Annotated in this window: 16 protein-coding genes, 1 tRNA gene and 1 other RNA gene; 14 read left to right on the top strand and 4 right to left on the bottom strand. The window is 32.3% G+C overall.

The genetic code is table 11. The annotated features are described in order from the left end of the window. The first annotated feature begins 19 nt into the window (after positions 1-19). Together gmpC and HMPREF2561_RS09385 are read left to right on the top strand one after the other, a co-directional pair. Positions 20-862 (top strand): dipeptide ABC transporter glycylmethionine-binding lipoprotein, encoded by an 843-nt coding sequence (gene gmpC, locus HMPREF2561_RS09390; RefSeq protein ID WP_002448016.1) that lies wholly within the window; start codon positions 20-22, stop codon positions 860-862. Between the two features lie 476 nt (positions 863-1,338). Continuing rightward, positions 1,339-2,328 carry a LysM peptidoglycan-binding domain-containing protein gene (locus tag HMPREF2561_RS09385; RefSeq protein ID WP_017175195.1) on the top strand — a complete coding sequence of 330 codons (990 nt, stop codon included), beginning with the start codon at positions 1,339-1,341 and terminating at the stop codon, positions 2,326-2,328. Positions 2,329-2,557: 229 nt separating this feature from the next. On the opposite strand, the gene HMPREF2561_RS09380 is transcribed toward HMPREF2561_RS09385, so the two are convergent. Then, complete coding sequence (locus HMPREF2561_RS09380; protein WP_048762529.1) at positions 2,558-2,836, bottom strand: hypothetical protein; 279 nt, start codon at positions 2,834-2,836, stop codon at positions 2,558-2,560. 150 nt (positions 2,837-2,986) lie between these two features. On the opposite strand from HMPREF2561_RS09380, the gene HMPREF2561_RS09375 reads away from it, so the two are divergent. After that, positions 2,987-3,370: an NUDIX hydrolase gene (locus tag HMPREF2561_RS09375; RefSeq protein WP_017175197.1), complete on the top strand. Its 384-nt coding sequence runs from the start codon at positions 2,987-2,989 to the stop codon at positions 3,368-3,370. 66 nt (positions 3,371-3,436) lie between these two features. Here HMPREF2561_RS09375 and HMPREF2561_RS09370 read toward each other — a convergent pair whose 3' ends face one another. The 3 genes from HMPREF2561_RS09370 to gltC form a co-directional block, all read right to left on the bottom strand. Continuing rightward, a complete protein-coding gene (locus tag HMPREF2561_RS09370; protein WP_061544603.1) occupies positions 3,437-4,243 on the bottom strand; it encodes a YibE/F family protein in 807 nt (268 codons plus the stop codon). Continuing rightward, positions 4,240-5,361: a YibE/F family protein gene (locus tag HMPREF2561_RS09365; protein ID WP_069723793.1), complete on the bottom strand. Its 1,122-nt coding sequence runs from the start codon at positions 5,359-5,361 to the stop codon at positions 4,240-4,242. The genes HMPREF2561_RS09370 and HMPREF2561_RS09365 overlap by 4 nt, the downstream gene beginning before the upstream one ends. Positions 5,362-5,477: 116 nt before the next feature. After that, complete coding sequence (gene gltC / locus HMPREF2561_RS09360) at positions 5,478-6,374, bottom strand: glutamate biosynthesis transcriptional regulator GltC (RefSeq protein WP_017175200.1); 897 nt, start codon at positions 6,372-6,374, stop codon at positions 5,478-5,480. 150 nt (positions 6,375-6,524) lie between these two features. Here gltC and gltB point away from each other — a divergent pair, with 150 nt between their 5' ends. From gltB to recR, 11 genes are all read left to right on the top strand, one after another. After that, positions 6,525-11,033, top strand: a complete 4,509-nt coding sequence (gene gltB / locus HMPREF2561_RS09355) for a glutamate synthase large subunit (RefSeq protein ID WP_070468712.1) — start codon at positions 6,525-6,527, stop codon at positions 11,031-11,033. An 18-nt stretch (positions 11,034-11,051) separates the two neighbouring features. Continuing rightward, positions 11,052-12,515 (top strand): glutamate synthase subunit beta, encoded by a 1,464-nt coding sequence (locus tag HMPREF2561_RS09350; protein ID WP_049382436.1) that lies wholly within the window; start codon positions 11,052-11,054, stop codon positions 12,513-12,515. A 58-nt stretch (positions 12,516-12,573) separates the two neighbouring features. Continuing rightward, a tRNA-Ser gene (locus HMPREF2561_RS09345) sits at positions 12,574-12,666 on the top strand. Between the two features lie 176 nt (positions 12,667-12,842). Then, the gene (gene treP, locus HMPREF2561_RS09340) at positions 12,843-14,285 is read left to right on the top strand and encodes a PTS system trehalose-specific EIIBC component (protein WP_017175203.1); all 1,443 of its coding nucleotides are present in this window, start codon (positions 12,843-12,845) and stop codon (positions 14,283-14,285) included. Between the two features lie 78 nt (positions 14,286-14,363). Continuing rightward, entirely contained in the window at positions 14,364-16,001 is a 1,638-nt protein-coding gene (gene treC, locus HMPREF2561_RS09335; protein WP_017175204.1) for an alpha,alpha-phosphotrehalase, read from the top strand. A gap of 22 nt (positions 16,002-16,023) precedes the next feature. Further along, entirely contained in the window at positions 16,024-16,749 is a 726-nt protein-coding gene (gene treR / locus HMPREF2561_RS09330; protein ID WP_017175205.1) for a trehalose operon repressor, read from the top strand. 96 nt (positions 16,750-16,845) lie between these two features. Beyond that, positions 16,846-17,115, top strand: an RNA gene (gene ffs, locus HMPREF2561_RS09325) — signal recognition particle sRNA large type. 316 nt (positions 17,116-17,431) lie between these two features. Then, on the top strand, positions 17,432-17,950 hold the full coding sequence (locus HMPREF2561_RS09320) for a GNAT family N-acetyltransferase (RefSeq protein WP_049415045.1): 519 nt from the start codon (positions 17,432-17,434) through the stop codon (positions 17,948-17,950). A gap of 72 nt (positions 17,951-18,022) precedes the next feature. Beyond that, positions 18,023-19,732, top strand: a complete 1,710-nt coding sequence (dnaX, locus tag HMPREF2561_RS09315; protein ID WP_017175207.1) for a DNA polymerase III subunit gamma/tau — start codon at positions 18,023-18,025, stop codon at positions 19,730-19,732. 126 nt (positions 19,733-19,858) lie between these two features. After that, positions 19,859-20,176, top strand: a complete 318-nt coding sequence (locus tag HMPREF2561_RS09310) for a YbaB/EbfC family nucleoid-associated protein (protein ID WP_002447964.1) — start codon at positions 19,859-19,861, stop codon at positions 20,174-20,176. A 7-nt stretch (positions 20,177-20,183) separates the two neighbouring features. After that, positions 20,184-20,780: a recombination mediator RecR gene (gene recR, locus HMPREF2561_RS09305; RefSeq protein ID WP_002447967.1), complete on the top strand. Its 597-nt coding sequence runs from the start codon at positions 20,184-20,186 to the stop codon at positions 20,778-20,780. The last annotated feature ends 446 nt before the right edge of the window (positions 20,781-21,226 follow it).

Here is a 21,226-nt window from a genome sequence, read left to right as displayed (position 1 = left end):
TATTGGGAGGCAGTTTTTAATGAAGAGAATAATCGGTTTATTATTAGCATCTATTATTGTCCTTGCGGCATGTTCAGGCGGAGGAAATAGTAAGAAAGTAACAGTTGGCGTAGCATCAAATGATACTGCTGCTTGGGAAAAAGTAAAAGAATTAGCAAAAAAAGATGATATTGATTTAGAAATTAAGCACTTTTCAGATTATAACGTACCTAATAAAGCATTAAGTGATGGAGATATCGATATGAATGCATTCCAACACTTTGCTTTCTTAAATGAATATAAAAAAGCACATAAAGATGCAAAAATTGAAGCAATTAGTACAACCGTATTAGCACCTTTAGGCATCTATTCTAAAAAAGTAAAAGATATTAAAGATGTTAAAGATGGCGCGCAAGTGATGATTCCAAATGATGTTTCTAACCAAGCGCGTGCTTTAAAATTATTAGAATCAGCAGGACTTATTAAATTAAAAGATAACTTTGGTTTAAGTGGTACAACAAAAGATATTAAAGATAACCCTAAACATTTAAAAATTAAAGAAGTAGATGCTCAACAAACTGCACGTGCATTAGATGATGTTGATATTTCAGTTATCAACAATGGTGTAGCAACGAAAGCAGGCTTAGATGCTAAGAAAGATCCAATTTATTTAGAAAGTTCTACTTCAGATGCAGTTAAACCATACATTAATTTAATTGCCGTTAACTCAAAAGATAAAGATAATAAAACATACAAAAAAATTGTAGATCTATATCATAGTAAAGAAGCACAAGAAGCATTGAAAAAAGACACTAAAGATGGCGAAAAAGCAGTCGATTTATCTCAAAAAGAAATTAAAGACATTGAAGATAGCTTAAAATAGTAAGTTAAAAATTGTAGAATATCAATCGTTGTTTAGTCGTTTAGCATGTATCGTAGGTTAATGAATTAAAAATACACATATATCAAGCTTTTTTCGACTCTTGGAGTGGGACAGCTAATTCAAACATGAATTCTGTCTCGCTCTTTTTTTATATCATTTTCAATAGTATCATAAATTTTTGATTAAATATAATCACATTAAAAAAATCCTTATTTGCGTTATGCAATAATTAGACTAAAGAAATTGATTTTTATAAAGTTTTAAATTTATAAGTATCGTACTAAAATTTCATCATTATGTAATCAAATTGAAATGGAATATTATGATGAAATATATTAATTTATATAAGTAGACTACTTGAGTAGAAAAAATTAAAGTTAAAGCACTAGAATTAACGTAATAAAACTAAGCGTTAATACAACAATTGTCATGAGGACATGTCAAAGATAAGCATAAAATTAAGGAGGCGCTTATTTATGAATAAAAAAGTTCTTGCAACAGCAATTATTGGAACTGGGGCATTTAGTACAATATTTGCACATCAAGCAGAAGCAGCAACAACTCACACCGTAAAAAGTGGAGAATCATTATGGTCTATTTCAAATCGCTATGGTATAACAATAGCTAAATTAAAATCATTAAATGGTTTGACATCAAATCTTATTTTTCCAAATCAAGTATTAACTGTTTCAGGCTCTAGTTCATCCCATTCTTATAGTAATAACTCAAGCAGTACATATACAGTAAAAAGTGGAGATAGTTTATCATCAATTGCTAGTCGCTATGGTACAACGTACCGCCATATTATGGAATTAAATGGACTTCATAGCTTTTTAATTTTTCCAGGTCAAACATTAAAAGTTTCAGGGACAGCACGTTCAAGTAGCCACACACAAAGTAGCTCAAATTCATCTAGTTCTTCAAGCTACTATACTGTGCGTTACGGTGATTCATTATCGGGCATCGCTTGGAAATATAATACGACATATCAAAATATTATGCGTTTAAATGGGTTAAATAATTTCTTTATTTACCCAGGTCAAACATTACGCGTAAGCGGCACAGCATCATCAAGTAGTAATACAAATAGTACAAGTTCATCATCAAATTATTATTATCATACACCGATTTTTAATCATAGAAATTTATATGATTGGGGTCAATGTACATGGCATGTCTTTAATCGTCGTGCTCAAATCGGTAAAGGTATTAGTACATATTGGTGGAATGCAAATAACTGGGATAATGCAGCTGAAAGAGATGGCTATAGAATTGATTATCATCCTACTGTAGGATCAATTGCTCAATCAGATGCTGGCTACTATGGTCATGTTGCATTTGTAGAACGCGTCAATAGTAATGGAAGTATTTTAGTATCTGAAATGAACTTTAGTGCAGGTCCAGGAATTTTAACATATCGTACAATTCCAGCCTATCAAGTTAGACAATATAAATTTATTCATTAGTAAAAAAATGAAGGAAATGGGACAGAATTCATTTTGAATCCGTCGTCCTACCTTGGCAACGTATCCCTAATTTGCGTTGGACATAGACTTTCTTATTGAAAGTCTTTATGTTGGGAATCCGGGACTAGAATTGAAAAAAGCTTGATACAAGCGTATTTTTACTTCAGTCATCGACTGCCAATATATTAAAAATGCCTAAGACAATTCATTATGTCTTAGGCTCGTTTTTTTATTCGAAATGATAATCTTCTTTCACTTTTCTAAAGCTTGAAGCTAAGCGTGTCACATTAACAATAAATGAGATAAATGATGTGAATTTACGGAATTTACGTGGTGATCTCATAGAAACTATAAAATCGAACACAGTACCCGCTGTGCTAAGTGCTAGTGATAGATAAACTAAATTTTTATTTTTTGCACTATATTTAAGTCCATTATATCCATCCACAATAAATCCTGCTGTACTTACTAAACTAGATAAGCGTGAAAGTTTTGATTGTTTTGCCATCATACAAGACCTCCATAAAAATAAAAAACAAATCTGAATGTTATACCACTCATTAAGAATTTGTCCCAATGTTTGTTTTAATGTATGTTAATATCATACTAAATTAAATTATTTTTTTGAAGTGAGAATATTTTAATAAGGATGAATAGAATGATTAAATGTGTATGTTTAGTGGAAGAAACAGAGGACCAAATTTTACTGGTACAAGTGCGTCACAGAGAAAAATATTATTTTCCTGGTGGGAAAATTGATGAAGGTGAAACGCTCTTAGAAGCTATTCAAAGAGAAATTGAAGAAGAACTACAACTTCATTTTTCTCAAGATGATTTTACATATATTGGAAAAGTGATTGGTGAAGCCTATCCTCAACCAAATACTTTGACCGAATTAAATGGATTTAAGGTTAATCGAAGTATTAATTGGAATGAAGTTCAAATTGATAATGAAGTTACTGATATTCGTTGGTTCAATAAATTTGATACACAATATATCGCACCAGCTGTAATTAAGTGGATTGAAACATTTTCAACATAAGTATTGAATAAATAAAACAGTGACATTTGATGCTTTCAATCATTAAATGCCACTGTTTGGTCTTTACTATTTTATATCTTCGTTTAAGGATGAAGTAGTAATGTGGTGATCTGTTTGTTTAAGTTGATGATATTTAATCAACCGAGCACTAACCCAAGCCGTGATAGGAATACTTAACGCGACTGCAATGCCACCTAATAAGATTGAGATAAACTCTTGAGCAAAAATTTTAGAATTTAAAATATGCCCAAATGAATAATGAAGTTGAAAAAACCAAAAGAATAATGTTAATTGTCCACCAAAATAAGCTAAATAAATTGTATTAGCGGAAGTAGCAAGAATTTCTCTGCCCACACGCATACCAGATTGAAATAATTCTTTACGAGAAAGATTAGGATTGGTTTCATTCAACTCATACATTGGTGAACTTATTGTAATCGTTAAATCTATTACAGCAGCGATGACAGCCAACATAATAGTAAAAACAGAGAATTGTAGCATATTTATATCAATATTCATTGAAAATATATAGGTTTCATCTTGTTGTTCTGTAGCAAAACCTTGTAGATGACCAAATTTTACAGATAAATAGACGCCTATGATAAGAAGGACGGTTGTTACTATAGTTCCGATAAATGCGGCTTGTGTTTTAATATTGTAACTATTTAAAATAAAGAGGTTACAAGCAGCAATTACAAGACAAAAGATAAAGGCTACAAGATAGATTGGCATGCCAAACAGAATGAAAACAATACTAATAATAAGAATAATAAAATTTAAAAATAAAGTGAGATAGGAGATGAGTCCTTTTTTACCGCCAAGCAAAATCATTAAAATAAAAAGTAATAGTGCGAGTAAAAAAATTGTAGTCATCGGCTTACTCCTTTCCACTTAAATATAGTGACCATAAGTCCTATGGTTATAGGAATGGTCAATACAATACCGATACCACCAGTCAGTGCACGTGTAATTTCTAGAGACCAGTTCATAGATATAGTGTAAGTAAATGTATTCGCATTTTTTAAGTAAATTAATACCATAGCTAGACTACCTGATAAATATGAAAATAATAAGATATTGGTCATGGTACCCATAATATCTTGGCCAATATGACGTCCAGCTAAAACCCAACGAGCCATTGAAATGTGAGGCGTACGCTGGAGAATTTCGTACATTCCACTAGAAATTGTAATGGCTACATCCATCACCGCTCCTAATGTTCCTATAAGAACAGAAGACATAAAGACATCTTTTGGAGGTAGCGTTAAAAAACTCATTGTTTCATATTTGATGCCATTACCACCTGTAAACTGAATTAATAATTCAGTAATCCCTACACATAAAAACGTTCCAGATAAAGTAGCAACTATCGTAACCCAAGTTCGTTTTTGCCACCCAGTTACTAATACTAATGTAAGAATAGTTGATAAAATAATGGCTATACTCATTAATAAAAATAAATTTGTACCTGAAAAAGTATTATGAATGCCTATGGAAACAATAATAAACGCAGTGTTAAATAGTAGAGATAGAATTGATTGTAACCCTACATTTTTGCCTACAATTAAAAGTGTCACGATAAATATGCCTACAATCGCCACAGTAAGGCCATCGCGTTTTTTTTCTAGAATGGTAGCGTCAGATGGACCTTTTTGTATATGTAATAATACTTTTTCGTTTTTAGCAAATTGCTCTGAATCTGCTTGAGATGTTACAAAATGATTATTAACAGTTGTGATCTCGTTTTTATACTTACCGTTTAGAATGCGTATAGTTAATCGTTGATTATATTTTGTGTCAGTATTATGATGCTCGTCTGTGACTTTTTGACCATGACTTGTTTCGATATTTGTGATTTTACCAATAGGTATTTGATAAAATGAAGCATTAAAAAATGTAAAAATAAATAATCCAATCATTATGAAAGTAACAATAATAATTAGACGATGAGTGTTTTTAATTTTAGAAACATGAAGTGTCTTTATATTCATTAAACCTAAACCTCTTTTTAATTATATAATTTACCCCTTTATTGCAATAAAGTAAATATATGCGTGTTCAAAATGATATTCAATCACATGTTATGTGTTAGTGTTCGTTACAAGACCTAGTGATATGTTGAAACTTTATTTAGCAATGTTTGAATGAGATGAAATAGATTAAAGATATCTACTTTTTTATTGTCTTTTTTAAATACCACACAAAATGAACGTTTTAATTCTGTATGTGATAAAGAGATATCCTCTAATTGTTCAGATGAATGATCCAACGATATATAATCAGGTAAGAGTAGATGGCCACGACGTTGTTTTAATAGATACTGACCAAGAGACTTTGTACCTAGTGTATATATAGGTACTTTAATTACAGATTCTAATCGTTTTTTAATAGAATCAGGAAAATCGTGAAGTGTATATAAAGGATTTTTTTCAAATTGTTTAAGTTGTGTTAAGGGCGGATTAAATGATAAGGCAATAGCATCGTCTTTAGGTACGTATAAATGATATGTTTCTTCATATAAAGACGTAATTGAAAGAGTTGAGTTTGCTTGTAGTTCAGGTGTATTCTCAACAATAGCTATATCAATTTTTCCTGAATTTAAATAGTCTACTATCTGAGTATGATTCATTAAACTAGGTATAATGTGACTATCATATTCTCTTTCAAACGTTTGAATAATAGGTGTAATCATATGAGAAGCATAACTTTCTTCAAAACCTAAATTGATATGATGAGCGTTTTTAAGTTGTTCTTGTTGAAAAAGTGCAACTGTTTCATCAAGTTGTTCTAGTATGTGAGTTGCTTGTGTTAGTAACGCTTTACCGTGCGAAGTAAGATATATATTGCGACCTTGTCTATCAAATAATGGGACTTGTAATTCTTTTTCAAGTAAATTGATTTGGCGACTAATTGCAGATTGAGCAATATTAAGTTCCAATGCAGCCTCAGAAATATGTTCACGGCGAGCCACTTCAACAAAGTATCGTAATTGTTTAATTTCCATATTTTACCTCCTTAATCTAAGTATATCGTAAATATTCTAATTATTAGAATGATATCATCTATTTAATATATTGTTCAGATAAATATTTTACATTATATTAATTGTTATTAACAGTAAATTTTCTGAAAATTCTCAAAAGGAGTGGGCATCGTGTTTAAAGATAGACTAAAAAGAGGATTATATGATTACCGTGAGGAACATGATGCATGTGGAATCGGTTTTTATGCCAATATGGATAATTTAAGATCTCACGATATTATTGAAAAGTCATTAGAAATGTTGCGTAGATTAGACCATCGAGGCGGTATTGGAGCTGATGGTATTACTGGTGATGGCGCAGGAATTATGACAGAAATTCCCTTCGAATTTTTTAAAAAACATACTCATTTCGACTTACCTAATGAAGGTGAATATGCGATAGGTCTTTTTTTCTCTAATCAAAAAGTTTCAGGTACACAGCATGAAACTGTATTTAACCAATACTTTAACGATGAAGGATTGAAAGTAATTGGTTATAGAGATGTACCTGTAGATACACAAGCATTAGCAGAACATGTTGCTTCTACAATGCCTTATGTACAACAAGTGTTTGTAGATTTAAACCAACATGAAACGCCTGTTAAACAGCTTTATTTAGCACGTAAACAAATTGAACAATATGCAGAACGCGAACATTTAGATTTATATTTTACAAGTTTATCTCATAAAACGATTGTCTATAAAGGTTGGTTACGTTCAGATCAAATCAAGACGTTATACCTAGACTTAAACAATGAGGATTATCAATCAAAATTAGGACTTGTTCATTCTAGATTTAGTACGAATACATTCCCTAGTTGGAAACGTGCACATCCTAACCGACTTCTTATGCATAACGGAGAAATTAATACGATTAAAGGTAATGTTAACTGGATGCGTGCTCGTCAACGTCAACTTATTAATACTTTATTTGGTAATGAAAGTGAAAAAATTCAAAATATTGTTGATGAAGACGGAAGCGACTCAGCTATTGTAGATAACGCGTTGGAGTTTTTAAGTTTAGCAATGGAGCCTGAAGAAGCGGCGATGTTACTTATACCAGAGCCATGGTTATATAATAAATCCAATGATGAACATGTACGTGCATTTTATGAATTTTATAGCTATTTAATGGAACCTTGGGATGGCCCAACAATGATTTCATTCTGTAATGGCGATAAAATTGGCGCATTAACGGATCGAAATGGATTACGACCAGGACGCTATACAATCACTAAAGATAATTTTATTGTTTTCTCATCTGAAGTGGGTGTGATTGATGTTCCAGAAGAAAACGTTGCTTTTAAAGGACAATTGAATCCTGGGAAATTATTGCTCGTTGATTTTAACTCTAATAAAGTCATCGAAAATAACGAACTTAAAACTCATATTGCACATAAATATCCTTATAAAGATTGGATTGATCAATACAAGATTGATTTAGAATTAGACGAAGTTCAATATCAACGTCAATTATTAGATGAAGCAACACTGTTTAAAGTACAAAAGCAGTTTGGCTACACTAAGGAAGATATTCATAAATATATGACAGATCTTTTGATAGGAAAAAAAGATCCTATTGGTGCCATGGGGTATGATGCGCCGCTCGCAGTACTAAATGAACGACCAGAATCATTATTTAACTATTTTAAACAACTGTTTGCTCAAGTAACGAATCCACCTATCGATGCTTATCGTGAAAAGATTGTAACAAGTGAGTTATCTTATCTAGGTAGTGAAGGAAATTTACTTCATCCAGAACCGAATGTCTTAAATCGTATACAGCTTACTAAACCGGTTCTTACATTAAATCAATTAGATAAAATTGAACAAAGTAAGTTTAACGTGAAACATTTATCGACCCTGTATCAAGACATTTCACTCGAAGAAGCTTTAAATCATATAGGAGAAGAAGCGATTCAAGCTACAAAAGAAGGTTACACAATTTTAGTGTTAGATGATAGCGCACTTATCAATACAACTCAATCGTTGCATTATGCTATGCCGATGTTATTAGCTGTAAGTCATATTCATCAATTACTTATTAAAGAAGATTTACGTATGAGTACAAGTATTGTTGCTTTATCAGGTGAAACACGTGAAGTGCATCATGTTGCTTGTTTACTTGGATATGGTGCTAATGCAGTCGTTCCCTACTTAGCACAACAAACGATTGCTCATTTAACTGATAGTCATCATCTTGAAGGTTCGATTTCTGAAAATGTTGAAACATATACAAATGTTTTATCAGAAGGCGTTATTAAAGTTATGGCTAAAATGGGTATTTCTACCGTTCAAAGTTATCAAGGCGCACAAATATTTGAAGCAGTAGGCTTATCTCAAAATGTGATTGACACTTACTTTACAGGAACACAATCTAAATTATCAGGATTAAGTATTGAACAAATTGATGAAGAAAATAGAAAACGTCAAAGTAATGAAGAAGAATATCTAGCTTCTGGTAGTAACTTCCAATGGCGTCAACAAGGACAACATCATGTATTTAATCCAACCACGATTCATTTATTACAACATGCCTGTCGTGAAAATGATTACGAGCAATTTAAAACATTTACTAATGCTGTGCATGAAAATAGACACGACCATTTACGTGATTTACTAGAATTTAAATCTCAATCATCAATTCCTATTGAGCAAGTAGAATCTGTAGAATCGATTGTAAAACGTTTTAACACAGGTGCTATGAGCTATGGTTCTATTTCTGAGGAAGCACATCAAACTTTAGCAAAAGCGATGAATAAATTAGGAGGAAAAAGCAATAGCGGTGAAGGAGGAGAAAATCCTAAACGATATGTCATTCAAGAAGATGGCAGTTATTTATCAAGTGCGATTAAACAAGTTGCATCAGGACGATTTGGTGTAACTAGTGAGTATTTACAACACGCTAAAGAATTACAAATTAAAGTAGCTCAGGGTGCAAAACCTGGTGAAGGTGGACAACTTCCTGGCACTAAAGTATATCCATGGATTGCTGAAACACGTGGATCTACACCAGGTATTGGGCTTATTTCTCCACCACCACACCATGATATTTATTCAATTGAAGATTTAGCGCAATTGATTCACGATTTGAAAAATGCAAATAAAGATGCTGATATTGCTGTTAAACTTGTATCTAAAACAGGTATAGGAACGATCGCTTCAGGGGTAGCTAAAGCATTTGCAGATAAAATTGTAGTCAGTGGTTATGACGGTGGTACGGGTGCATCTCCTAAAACAAGTATTCAACATGCCGGATTACCATGGGAGCTTGGTTTAGCAGAAACACATCAAACATTAAAGTTAAATGATTTACGTAGCCGTGTACGTTTAGAAACAGACGGTAAGTTATTAACAGGTAGAGATGTAGCATTAGCGTGTGCATTAGGAGCAGAAGAATTTGGTTTTGCAACTGCACCTCTTGTTGTTCTCGGATGTATTATGATGAGAGTGTGTCATAATGATACTTGTCCAGTAGGAATAGCAACGCAAAATAGAGATTTACGTGCGCTTTATAGAGGTAAAGCGGATCATGTTGTCAATTTTATGTATTTCGTCGCTGAAGAATTAAGAGAAGTTCTCGCGGAACTTGGCTTGAAAACAGTCGAAGAACTAGTAGGACGTACTGACTTATTACAACGTTCTCGTCATATTAATCCTAAATCTAAAGCTGCATCACTTGATATTGAGAAATTACTTCATGCAGTTGATGGACCGAACACAAAAGAAATAGCTCAAAATCATCATTTAGATATTGGGTTCGATTTAAATTATTTATATAAAGAGGCAAAACAAAGTATTGAAAATGGTGAAACATTTAAAGGACAATATACAATTAATAATACTCAACGAAATGTTGGTGTAATTACGGGTAGTTATATTACGAAGCAATATGGTAGTAAAGGTTTACCTGAAGAAACGATTATTGCAGAAACGATGGGCCATGCTGGGCAAAGTTTAGGTGCATTTGCTCCTAAAGGACTATTAATACATCATACTGGAGATGCTAATGACTATGTAGGAAAAGGGTTATCTGGTGGAACAGTTGTTGTGAAAGCACCAAAGCATGCTCGTGAAAATGAAATTATTGCAGGTAATGTATGCTTCTATGGAGCCTCTAGTGGTAAAGCCTATATTAATGGTAGTGCTGGAGAACGTTTCTGTATTCGTAATAGTGGTGTTGATGTAGTTGTTGAAGGAATTGGAGATCATGGTTTGGAATATATGACAGGTGGACATGTTGTTATACTTGGTGATGTTGGCAAAAACTTTGGCCAAGGTATGAGTGGTGGAGTATGTTATATCTTCCCAAGTGATATCGAAGCATTTAAAAAAGCGAACCAACTTCCAACATTAGCATTTAAACGCGTGCAACATGATGAAGAAAAGCAGTTACTTAAATCAATGTTAGAAGAACATTATCGTTATACAGAAAGTACAAAAGCTAAAGATATCTTAAATCAATTTGAGAATGTCACTGAACATGTCATAAAAGTAATTCCAAAAGATTATGAATTAATGATGCAAAAAATCGAGTTACAACATCGTCATTTATCAGAAGATAACGAAGCAAAATTAGCTGCATTTTATGATCATCGCACATCGATTGAAAAAGACTTGCAACCAGCTGTGATTTATTAAAGAAAGGAAGGAAAAGTTATGGGTGAGTTTAAAGGGTTTATGAAATATGAGAAACAATCATTAGCAGAATTGTCACTCATTGAACGTTTAGAAGGACACGAAGCGTTCCAACAACGATTTTCTAGAGAAGAAGCCTCTATTCAAGGGGCAAGATGTATGGATTGTGGAACGCCATTTTGTCAAACTGGACTTCCTTTCGGACGAGAAACAATTGGTTGTCCAATAGGAAATTATATACCTGAATGGAATGATTTAGTTTATCATCAAGACTTTAAAGAAGCATACGAACGTCTAAGTGAGACGAATAATTTTCCTGAATTTACAGGACGTATTTGTCCTGCACCATGCGAGCAATCATGTGTTATGAAAATTAATCGTGATTCTGTAGCAATTAAAGGTATCGAACGCACGATTATTGATGAAGCTTATGACAATGGATGGGTAAAACCAAAATATCCAAAAGAACACAAAAATCAGAGCGTGGCAATTGTTGGAAGCGGTCCTGCGGGATTAGCAGCTGCGGAAGAATTAAATCATTTAGGCTATCAAGTTACTGTCTTTGAAAGAGCAGCTGAGCCAGGTGGTTTATTAATGTATGGTATTCCAAATATGAAGTTAGACAAAACTGTGGTTCGACGTAGAATTGAAATCATGCGTGAGGCAGGTATTACTTTCAAGACAAATACTAATATCGGTGTAGATATAACACGTGATGAATTAGAAGAACAATTTGATGCGATTATATTATGTACTGGTGCTCAAAAAGCACGTGACTTGCCTTTAGAAGGTAGAATGGGACAAGGTATTCATTTTGCTATGGATTACCTTACCGAGCAAATGCAAGTTCTAAATGGTGAGATTGAAGAAGCTTCAATTACGGCTAAAGATAAAAATGTAATTGTTATAGGAGCAGGGGATACTGGAGCAGACTGCGTAGCAACTGCTTTACGCGAAAATTGTAAATCTATTGTACAGTTTAACAAGTATACAAAAGCACCAGAAGAAATTACATTTGAAAGTAACACGTCTTGGCCTTTAGCATTACCTGTATTTAAAATGGATTATGCTCATAAAGAATATGAAGCACGATTTGGAAGAGAGCCTCGTGCATATGGCGTTCAAACTATGCGATATGATGTAGATACGATGGGTAATATTCGCGGTGTTTATACCCAAATTTTAGAAGAAACACCTGAAGGTATGGTAGTGGTTGATGGTACAGAAAGACACTGGCCAGCAGATTTAGTATTATTATCAATCGGATTTGAAGGAACTGAAACAACAGTACCACGATCATTTGATATTAAAACTAAACAAAATAAAATTGTAGCAAATGAGCAGGATTATCGTACAAATCAAGAAAAAGTATTTGCTGCAGGAGATGCACGTCGTGGACAAAGTTTAGTCGTGTGGGCAATTAAAGAAGGACGAGCTGTAGCTAAATCAGTAGATCAATATCTCAAACAAAAAGTTTTAGCATAATAACATAAAAATATTGACTTCCAATGAATAATATTATATGATGGTTATTGTGTTCAGTGGAGGAATACCCAAGTCCGGCTGAAGGGATCGGTCTTGAAAACCGACAGGGCCTTAACGGGCCGCGGGGGTTCGAATCCCTCTTCCTCCGCCATTATCATTAAAATCCAAGACTAATCAATATAAAGAAGATAAGCACTCAGTAACTTACTGAGTGCTTATTTTTATGTACTAAATTTTTAAAAAATCAAATCATTTAATGAAAGCCTTTACATAACTTGTCTAGACAAGTTATACTTTGTTTAAGTTAGAAACAAAGGAGTGGACATCGTGGGCGTAAAAAGAAAAGATGTACAAGATATTGTTCAAGCAATAGGTGGAAAAGAAAACGTAGATACTGCTACTCATTGTGTAACGCGATTACGATTAGTTTTGAAAGATGATAATAAAGTAGATAAGGAAGCTTTATCTAATAATACGCTTGTTAAAGGCCAATTTAAAGCTGACAATCAATATCAAATTGTTATTGGTCCTGGTACAGTAGATGAAGTGTATAAACAGTTTGTAAATGAAACCGGTGTAGAAACTGCATCTAAAGATGAAGCAAAAACTGCCGCTGCAAAAAAAGGCAATCCATTACAACGATTAGTAAAATTATTAGGAGATATTTTTATTCCAATTTTGCCAGCACTAGTAACAGCTGGTTTACTTATGGGGATTAATAATCTTTTAACTATGGAAAATTTATTTGGTCCTAAGGCCTTAGTGGAACAACATCATCAATTAGGTGATATTTCTAATATTATTAACGTCATAGCTAGTACAGCATTTATCTTTTTACCAGCTTTAATTGGTTGGAGTAGTATGAAAGTCTTTGGAGGTAGTCCAATTTTAGGATTAGTGTTGGGATTGATATTAATGCATCCTCAACTCGTTTCACAATATGATATAGCTAAGGGTCATATTCCTACATGGAATTTATTTGGTTTAGAAATTAAACAATTAAACTACCAAGGGCAAGTCCTTCCGGTACTTATTGCGGCTTATGTACTTTCTTTAATTGAAAAAGCACTTAATAAAGTCGTGCATGATTCAATTAAGATGCTTGTAGTAGGGCCTGTAGCATTATTAATTACAGGATTCCTATCATTTATTATTATTGGGCCTATAGCATTAGGTATCGGAACAGCGATTACAGGTGCTATACAATTTATTTTTGAACATGCGGGTTGGTTAGGTGGCGCAATTTATGGTTTCTTCTATGCACCACTTGTTATTACTGGGTTACACCATATGTTCTTAGCAGTGGATTTTCAATTGATGGGCAGTTCTTTAAAGGGAACTTATTTATGGCCAATTGTAGCCATTTCTAATATTTGTCAAGGATCAGCTGCATTTGGTGCATGGTTAATTTATAAACGTCGAAAAATGGCAAAAGAAGAAGGATTAGCATTAACATCTGGCGTTTCTGCTTTCTTAGGTGTCACTGAACCAGCTATGTTTGGAGTGAATTTACCTTTAAAAGTACCGTTTTTTGCTGCTATTTGTACATCGGGTGTTTTAGGAGCAGTCATTGGAGCAAATCGAGTACTTGGTAATGTAGGGGTAGGAGGCGTTCCAGCTTTTATTTCAATCCAAAGTAAATATTGGTATATTTATATACTTGTTATCCTATTAGCAATGATTTTGCCAGCAGTATTAACGGTGATTTTTTCTAAATTCACTAAAATTAAAGCTAAAGAAATGGTAGAAAATCCCAATGATATAAAATGAGGGTTATGAACTTTCATTATAAGATGTGAATAATTAATTATTTTGAAAAATATATTTTTAGATAAAGGTGGTATTAATATGATTCAAAACGATTGGCGAAAATCAGTAGTGTATCAAATTTACCCTAAATCTTTTAATGATACGACTGGAGACGGCAAAGGAGATTTGAATGGTATTATTGAAAAATTAGATTACATAAAGTATTTAGGCGTGGACTATATTTGGCTTACACCTATTTATGAATCTCCAATGAATGATAATGGTTACGATATCAGCGATTATTTTAAAATTAATGAAGAGTTTGGAACATTAGATGATTTTAAAAAATTGATTTATGAAGCACATCGTCGAGACTTAAAAGTTATGCTAGACATTGTAATTAATCATACTTCTACGGAACATCATTGGTTTAAGGAAGCAATTCATTCAAAAGATAATCCTTATCGAGATTTTTATTTTTTCAAATCATCAGCAGATGGACCACCAACAAATTGGCAATCTAAATTTGGTGGAAATGCTTGGGAATATGATGAGAAATCTGATGAATACTATCTACACTTATTTGATGTGACACAAGCTGATTTGAATTGGGATAATGAAAAAGTAAGACAAGCACTTTATGAAATGGTAAATTATTGGATTCAATTTGGCGTTGATGGTTTCCGTTTTGATGTAATAAACCTTATTTCTAAAGATGAATTTAAAAATTCAGAAGCCATCGGAAAAGAATTTTACACTGATGGCCCCCGCGTTCACCAATATTTACATGAACTCAACCGTCATACTTTTGGAAATAGAAATATGATGACAGTAGGTGAGATGTCTTCAACAACGATTGACAATTGTATTAAATATACACGTCCTGAGCGTCAAGAATTGAATAGTGTATTTAATTTTCATCATTTAAAAGTGGATTATAAAGATGGTGAAAAGTGGACAAATGAAAAATATGATTTTCTTAAATTGAAGAAAATTTTAATGGAATGGCAAGTAGGTATCCATAATGGTGGTGGATGGAATGCTATTTTTTGGTGTAATCATGACCAACCAAGAGTAGTATCACGATTTGGCGATGACACAAATGAATTGAATCGTCAAGCAAGCGCAAAAATGTTAGCTATTGTGTTGCATATGTTACAAGGGACACCCTATATTTATCAAGGTGAAGAAATTGGCATGACTGACCCTCATTATACATCAATACAAAAATATAGAGATGTAGAATCTCTTAATGCGTATACACATCTAAAAGAAGAAGGGATACCAGAAGAAGAAATTTTGACCATTTTATCCCAAAAATCGCGTGATAATTCGCGTACTCCTATACAATGGAATCAAAATGAAAATGCAGGATTTACATCTGGTACGCCATGGATAGATTTACCTAAGAATATAGATACGATTAATGTTGAAGATGCTATAAGTAATAAAGATTCAGTTTTACATGTATATCGTCAACTTATTAAGTTACGTCATCATCATGATATTATTACTTATGGAGATATTGAACCATTGTATATGGATCATCCACAATTGTTTATTTATCGTCGCAACTATAAAAATGATTCTTGGTTAATTATTGCTAACTTTTCAAATGAAGCTGTTAGGATTCCAGATGATCTTGATATAGTAGGAGATATTATTATTCAGAGTGGTACAATTTTTGATAATAAGATTTCATCATATGGTGCGATAGTAATTAGTAAGTCATATTAAGTGATAGGGTGAAAAAATAAAAATGGTTCAACAAAAATTTGCAGTAATTTATGAAAAGTTAAAAAAAGATATTTCTGAGGGAATATACTTATACGGTGAACAACTACCGTCAGAACGTGAACTTGTAGAAACATATCACTCATCTCGAGAAACGGTAAGAAAAGCACTTGAATTACTTGCAAATGATGGGATGATTCAAAAAATTAAAGGAAAAGGATCGATTGTTATTCAACAAGATATCACTGAATTTCCTTTTTCAGATTTAATTAGCTTTAAAGAAGTTAAAGAAAAGTTAAACTTAAATCATGAAACATATGTCCTTGTAAATGAAATAATAAAGGCGTCTGATGTTCCTTTAGTGAAAGAACAATTGGGTCTAAGAAATAACGACTTATTATGTCATGTAGTAAGAAGTAGAAGTGTAAATGGAAAAGTTAAAATATTAGATGAAGATTATTTTCTAACATCATTAGTTCCTAAAATATCTAATGAAATAGCTAGAAAGTCTATTTATGATTATTTAGAAAAAGAACTTCATTTAGATATTAGCTATTCTAATAAATCAATTACATTTGAACCATTTAAGGATTTTGAATATCAAGTGTTTGGTAAAGTGCACCATCCATATACAGCGACAGTAAGAAGTACCGTTTTTCTTAAAGATACGACGCGATTTCAATATAATGTTTCAAAGCATCTAGCGACAGAGTTTAAGTTTAATGAATTTTCTCGTCGACAAAATAAATAGTAATATTTTTGAATTGGTTTTTAACTTGAATGATTTATAAATAAATATACTATTTTACTTGCAACGTTAATACGTTTTATAGTATTATAAAACTTACCGTGCTAGGTGGGGAGGTAGCGGTTCCCTGTACTCGAAATCCGCTTTATGCGAGACTTAAATCCTTCGTTGAGGGTGTACTTTTGTGAAGTCTGCCCGAAGCACGAGGTGTTTGAAGATTTCGGTCCTATGCAATATGAACCCATGAATCATGTCAGGTCCTGACGGAAGCAGCATTAAGTGGACACTCATATGTGCCGTAGGGTAGCCGAGATTTAGCTATCGACTTCGGTAACGTTTATGATGTACACTCGATTCGAAGGTGCACGGTTATTTAATTTAAAATTAATCATTTCTATAAATAGATATACTTTACGAGTGACTTTAATTTAAAGTCACTCCTTTTTTATATAAACTATAGAAGAACTTAGAATACAGATAAAGATTCTTAAATCATTTAAATAAGTTGTCATCGAACAACTATAAACATCATACTTATATACAGATATTCAAAATAGGCATGTTGAGAAAAACAAACACCCTAAATTATTTTTATAATGAGGGTTATGGATGTATACATTGATACATTTACTCAATTTATTTAATAGAAATATGATTAGGAACATGTTAATTATAGGGGGAAGTTATGCAAGTTTATTTAAGTACTTTAACTGAAATGGATTATATCGAGACTTTAGAAAAACTTGAAAAACATTATACTAATAACAAAGGTTTAGATGGTAAATCACATAGTAAAATAATTTCTAATTTAAGAAAACAACCTACATATAATTATAAATTAGAAGTTATTGCGAAAAAAGAAGATGGGGACATTATAGGGCACATCATGCTAAATGAAGTGAATCTCATTGATAATGAAGATACATTTAAAGTATTACAATTATCTTCTTTGATTGTAGCAACATCTTATCGAAACCAAGGTATAGGAAAAGCTTTAGTGCAAGCTGTAGAAGAGCGTGCGAAAGCTCATCATTATACTGCTATTATTGTAGATGATTGTCCTGAGTATTTTACAGCGTTAGGTTATGCATCAGCGGCACAACATCATATTATATCGAAAAATGATGATAAGTCTCTTTATGTGAAATTCTTGTGGGATCAATTAAGTGAATATCCACATGGGAAACTACAACCAATATCATAGAAGTATAAAAAATTAATATATCAAAGATATTGCATGATATAATTGATAAGTAATTGTATTGGAGGTGCGACTGTGAATTATCAAGCTTTATATCGAATGTTTAGACCTCAAAGTTTTAATGATGTTGTAGGTCAAGAACATGTCACTAAAACATTGAGAAATGCTATTTCAAAAGGAAAGCAATCTCATGCATATATTTTTAGTGGCCCAAGAGGAACTGGTAAAACAAGTATAGCTAAAGTGTTTGCTAAAGCTATTAACTGTTTAAATCCCCATGATGGTGAACCTTGTAATGAGTGTGCAGTATGTAAAGGCATTACACAAGGAACAAATGGTGACGTTATTGAAATTGATGCTGCTAGTAATAACGGTGTTGATGAAATTAGAAATATTAGAGATAAAGTTAAATACGCACCTAGTGAATCAAAATATAAGGTTTATATTATAGATGAAGTTCATATGCTTACAACAGGTGCTTTTAATGCTTTATTAAAAACATTAGAAGAACCTCCAGCACACGCTATTTTTATTTTAGCAACAACAGAACCGCATAAAATACCACCTACGATTATTTCACGTGCACAACGTTTTGATTTTAAAGCGATTAGTACCGAACAAATTGTCGAACGATTACGTTTTGTTGCACAAGAACAATCACTAGATTATGAGGAAGCGGCATTAGAATTTATTGCTAAAGCATCAGAAGGTGGTATGCGTGATGCATTAAGCATTATGGACCAAGCAATTGCTTTTGGAGATGAGCATCTTACCTTACAAGATGTATTAGACGTAACGGGTAGTGTAGATGAAGCATCGCTTAATGAATTATTTAACGATATCGTTAATGGAAATGTAAAAGAAGCATTTTCTCGTTATCATCACTTTGTATCTGAAGGTAAAGAAGTAAATAGACTTATTAATGATATGATTTATTTCGTAAGAGATACGATTATGAATAAAACAATCAATGAACAAACAAGTTACGATGCCTTAACTCAATTTGATTTAGAAACGTTATATCATATGATAGATATTATAAATGATACGCTCGTTTCTATTAGATTTAGTGTGAATCAGAATGTACACTTTGAAGTGTTATTAGTTAAATTAGCTGAAATGGTGAAAACAAATCCTACGAAAGTAGAAAATGTAGCAACAACGCCTGTTGCTACAGAACCTAATAATGAAGTGTTATTACAAAGAATGGAACAACTTGAAAATGAGTTAAAAACTTTAAAAGCACAAGGTATTTCACAGAGTAATAAAAAGCACACACAAACAAACACACATTCTAGAAATAAACGTCAAAGTAAAGCGGCATTTTCTATGACGCAGATAGCTAAAGTGTTAGATGAAGCAAATAAAGAAGATATTCAACTACTTAAAGAACATTGGCAAGAAGTAATTGATTATGCTAAAAGTAATGATAAAAAATCTTTAGTCAGCTTATTGCAAAACTCAATTCCAGTAGCAGCAAGTAGAAAACGTGTATTAATTCAATTTGATGAAGAAATACATTGTGAAATTGTTAATAAAGATGAAGAAAAAAGGAAAAACATTGAAAACGTCGTTTGTAATATCATTGATAAAAACGTTGAAGTAGTAGGTGTCCCTTCAGATCAATGGATGAGAGTGAGAAGCGAGTATATTAATCATAGAAAACAAAATGATCATCATTCTTCTGAAAGTACAAAAGATAATACTAAAGAGGAAACGTCTGATATTGCTCAAAAAGCGAGAGATTTATTTGGTGAAGATACTGTGAATATTATAGATGAATAATAAAATATATCAGTTTGTTTATAAGGTAAGTTGAATGAGTCATACATGACAATAAATATAAACGTATGTATAATGAAATATAAATTATAATAAAATTAATGTGAAAATTTAAGGAGGAAATGAATGATGCGCGGTGGCGGAAATATGCAACAAATGATGAAGCAAATGCAAAAAATGCAAAAGAAAATGGCACAAGAACAAGAAAAACTTAAAGACGAACGTATTGTAGGAACAGCTGGTGGCGGTATGGTTGCCGTAACTGTAACTGGTCATAAAGAAGTTGTAGATGTAGAAATTAAAGAAGAAGCAGTAGATCCAGATGATATCGAAATGTTACAAGATTTAGTTTTAGCTGCAACAAATGAAGCAATGAATAAAGCAGATAATTTAACGCAAGAACGATTAGGTAAACATACTCAAGGCTTAAATATTCCAGGAATGTAGGTTAAGTATGCATTATCCTGAACCGATTTCAAAACTTATAGATAGTTTTATGAAACTGCCAGGCATTGGTCCCAAGACGGCTCAACGTCTGGCTTTTTATACATTAGACATGAAAGAAGACGATGTCGTAAAATTTGCTAAAGCCTTAGTAGATGTTAAGCGAGAACTTACCTATTGTAGTATTTGCGGTCATATTACTGAAAAAGATCCGTGTTACATTTGTGAAGATAAACAAAGGGATCGTTCAATTATTTGTGTGGTTGAAGATGATAAAGATGTTATTGCAATGGAAAAAATGAGAGAGTATAAAGGCCTTTATCATGTATTACATGGATCTATCTCTCCAATGGATGGTATAGGACCTGAAGATATCAATATACCCACACTTATTGATAGATTAAAAGATGAAGAAGTTAAAGAACTTATATTAGCTATGAATCCAAACTTAGAAGGTGAATCGACCGCCATGTATATTTCAAGACTTGTAAAACCTATTGGAATAAAAGTAACACGTCTTGCACAAGGATTATCAGTTGGTGGCGATTTAGAGTATGCTGATGAAGTAACGCTTTCTAAAGCAATTGCTGGTAGAACCGAAATGTAAATTTTTATGTGCTATTTATAGTAGATGAGTATTGAATAGCGAGGATATTCCGCCTTCAACAATACTAAATCACACTGTAAATAGCTTTTTTTAAAATTATTTTAAAAAATGTAAATTTTTAAAAGTTTGTTTTATGAGATAAAAGTAATGTAAAAAAAGTTATAAACTGAAAGAAAACAACTTTAATATTAACTATTAACAAATTATTTTATATAATGTTCGTGTTTTGTGGGTTAGTCTCTATCTTTCGCTCTTTGTAGTGTAATTTTTACCATTGTACATTTGGGAGAAACCCTGTATAGTATTTATTTGTTGAGCGAAACAAATCAACGAACATTAAACACACAAAAAAATTAATTTAAAAAAGTTGTTGACTTTCATATCGATAGCGAGTATAATTAATTCTTGTGTTGAAGAAATGAACATTGAAAACTGAATGACAATAT

The organism is Staphylococcus sp. HMSC069E10, assembly GCF_001809205.1.
Lineage (GTDB): Bacteria > Bacillota > Bacilli > Staphylococcales > Staphylococcaceae > Staphylococcus > Staphylococcus hominis.
Note: the sequence above shows the minus strand (reverse complement) of the source record. Positions and strands in the feature narration are given on the sequence as shown.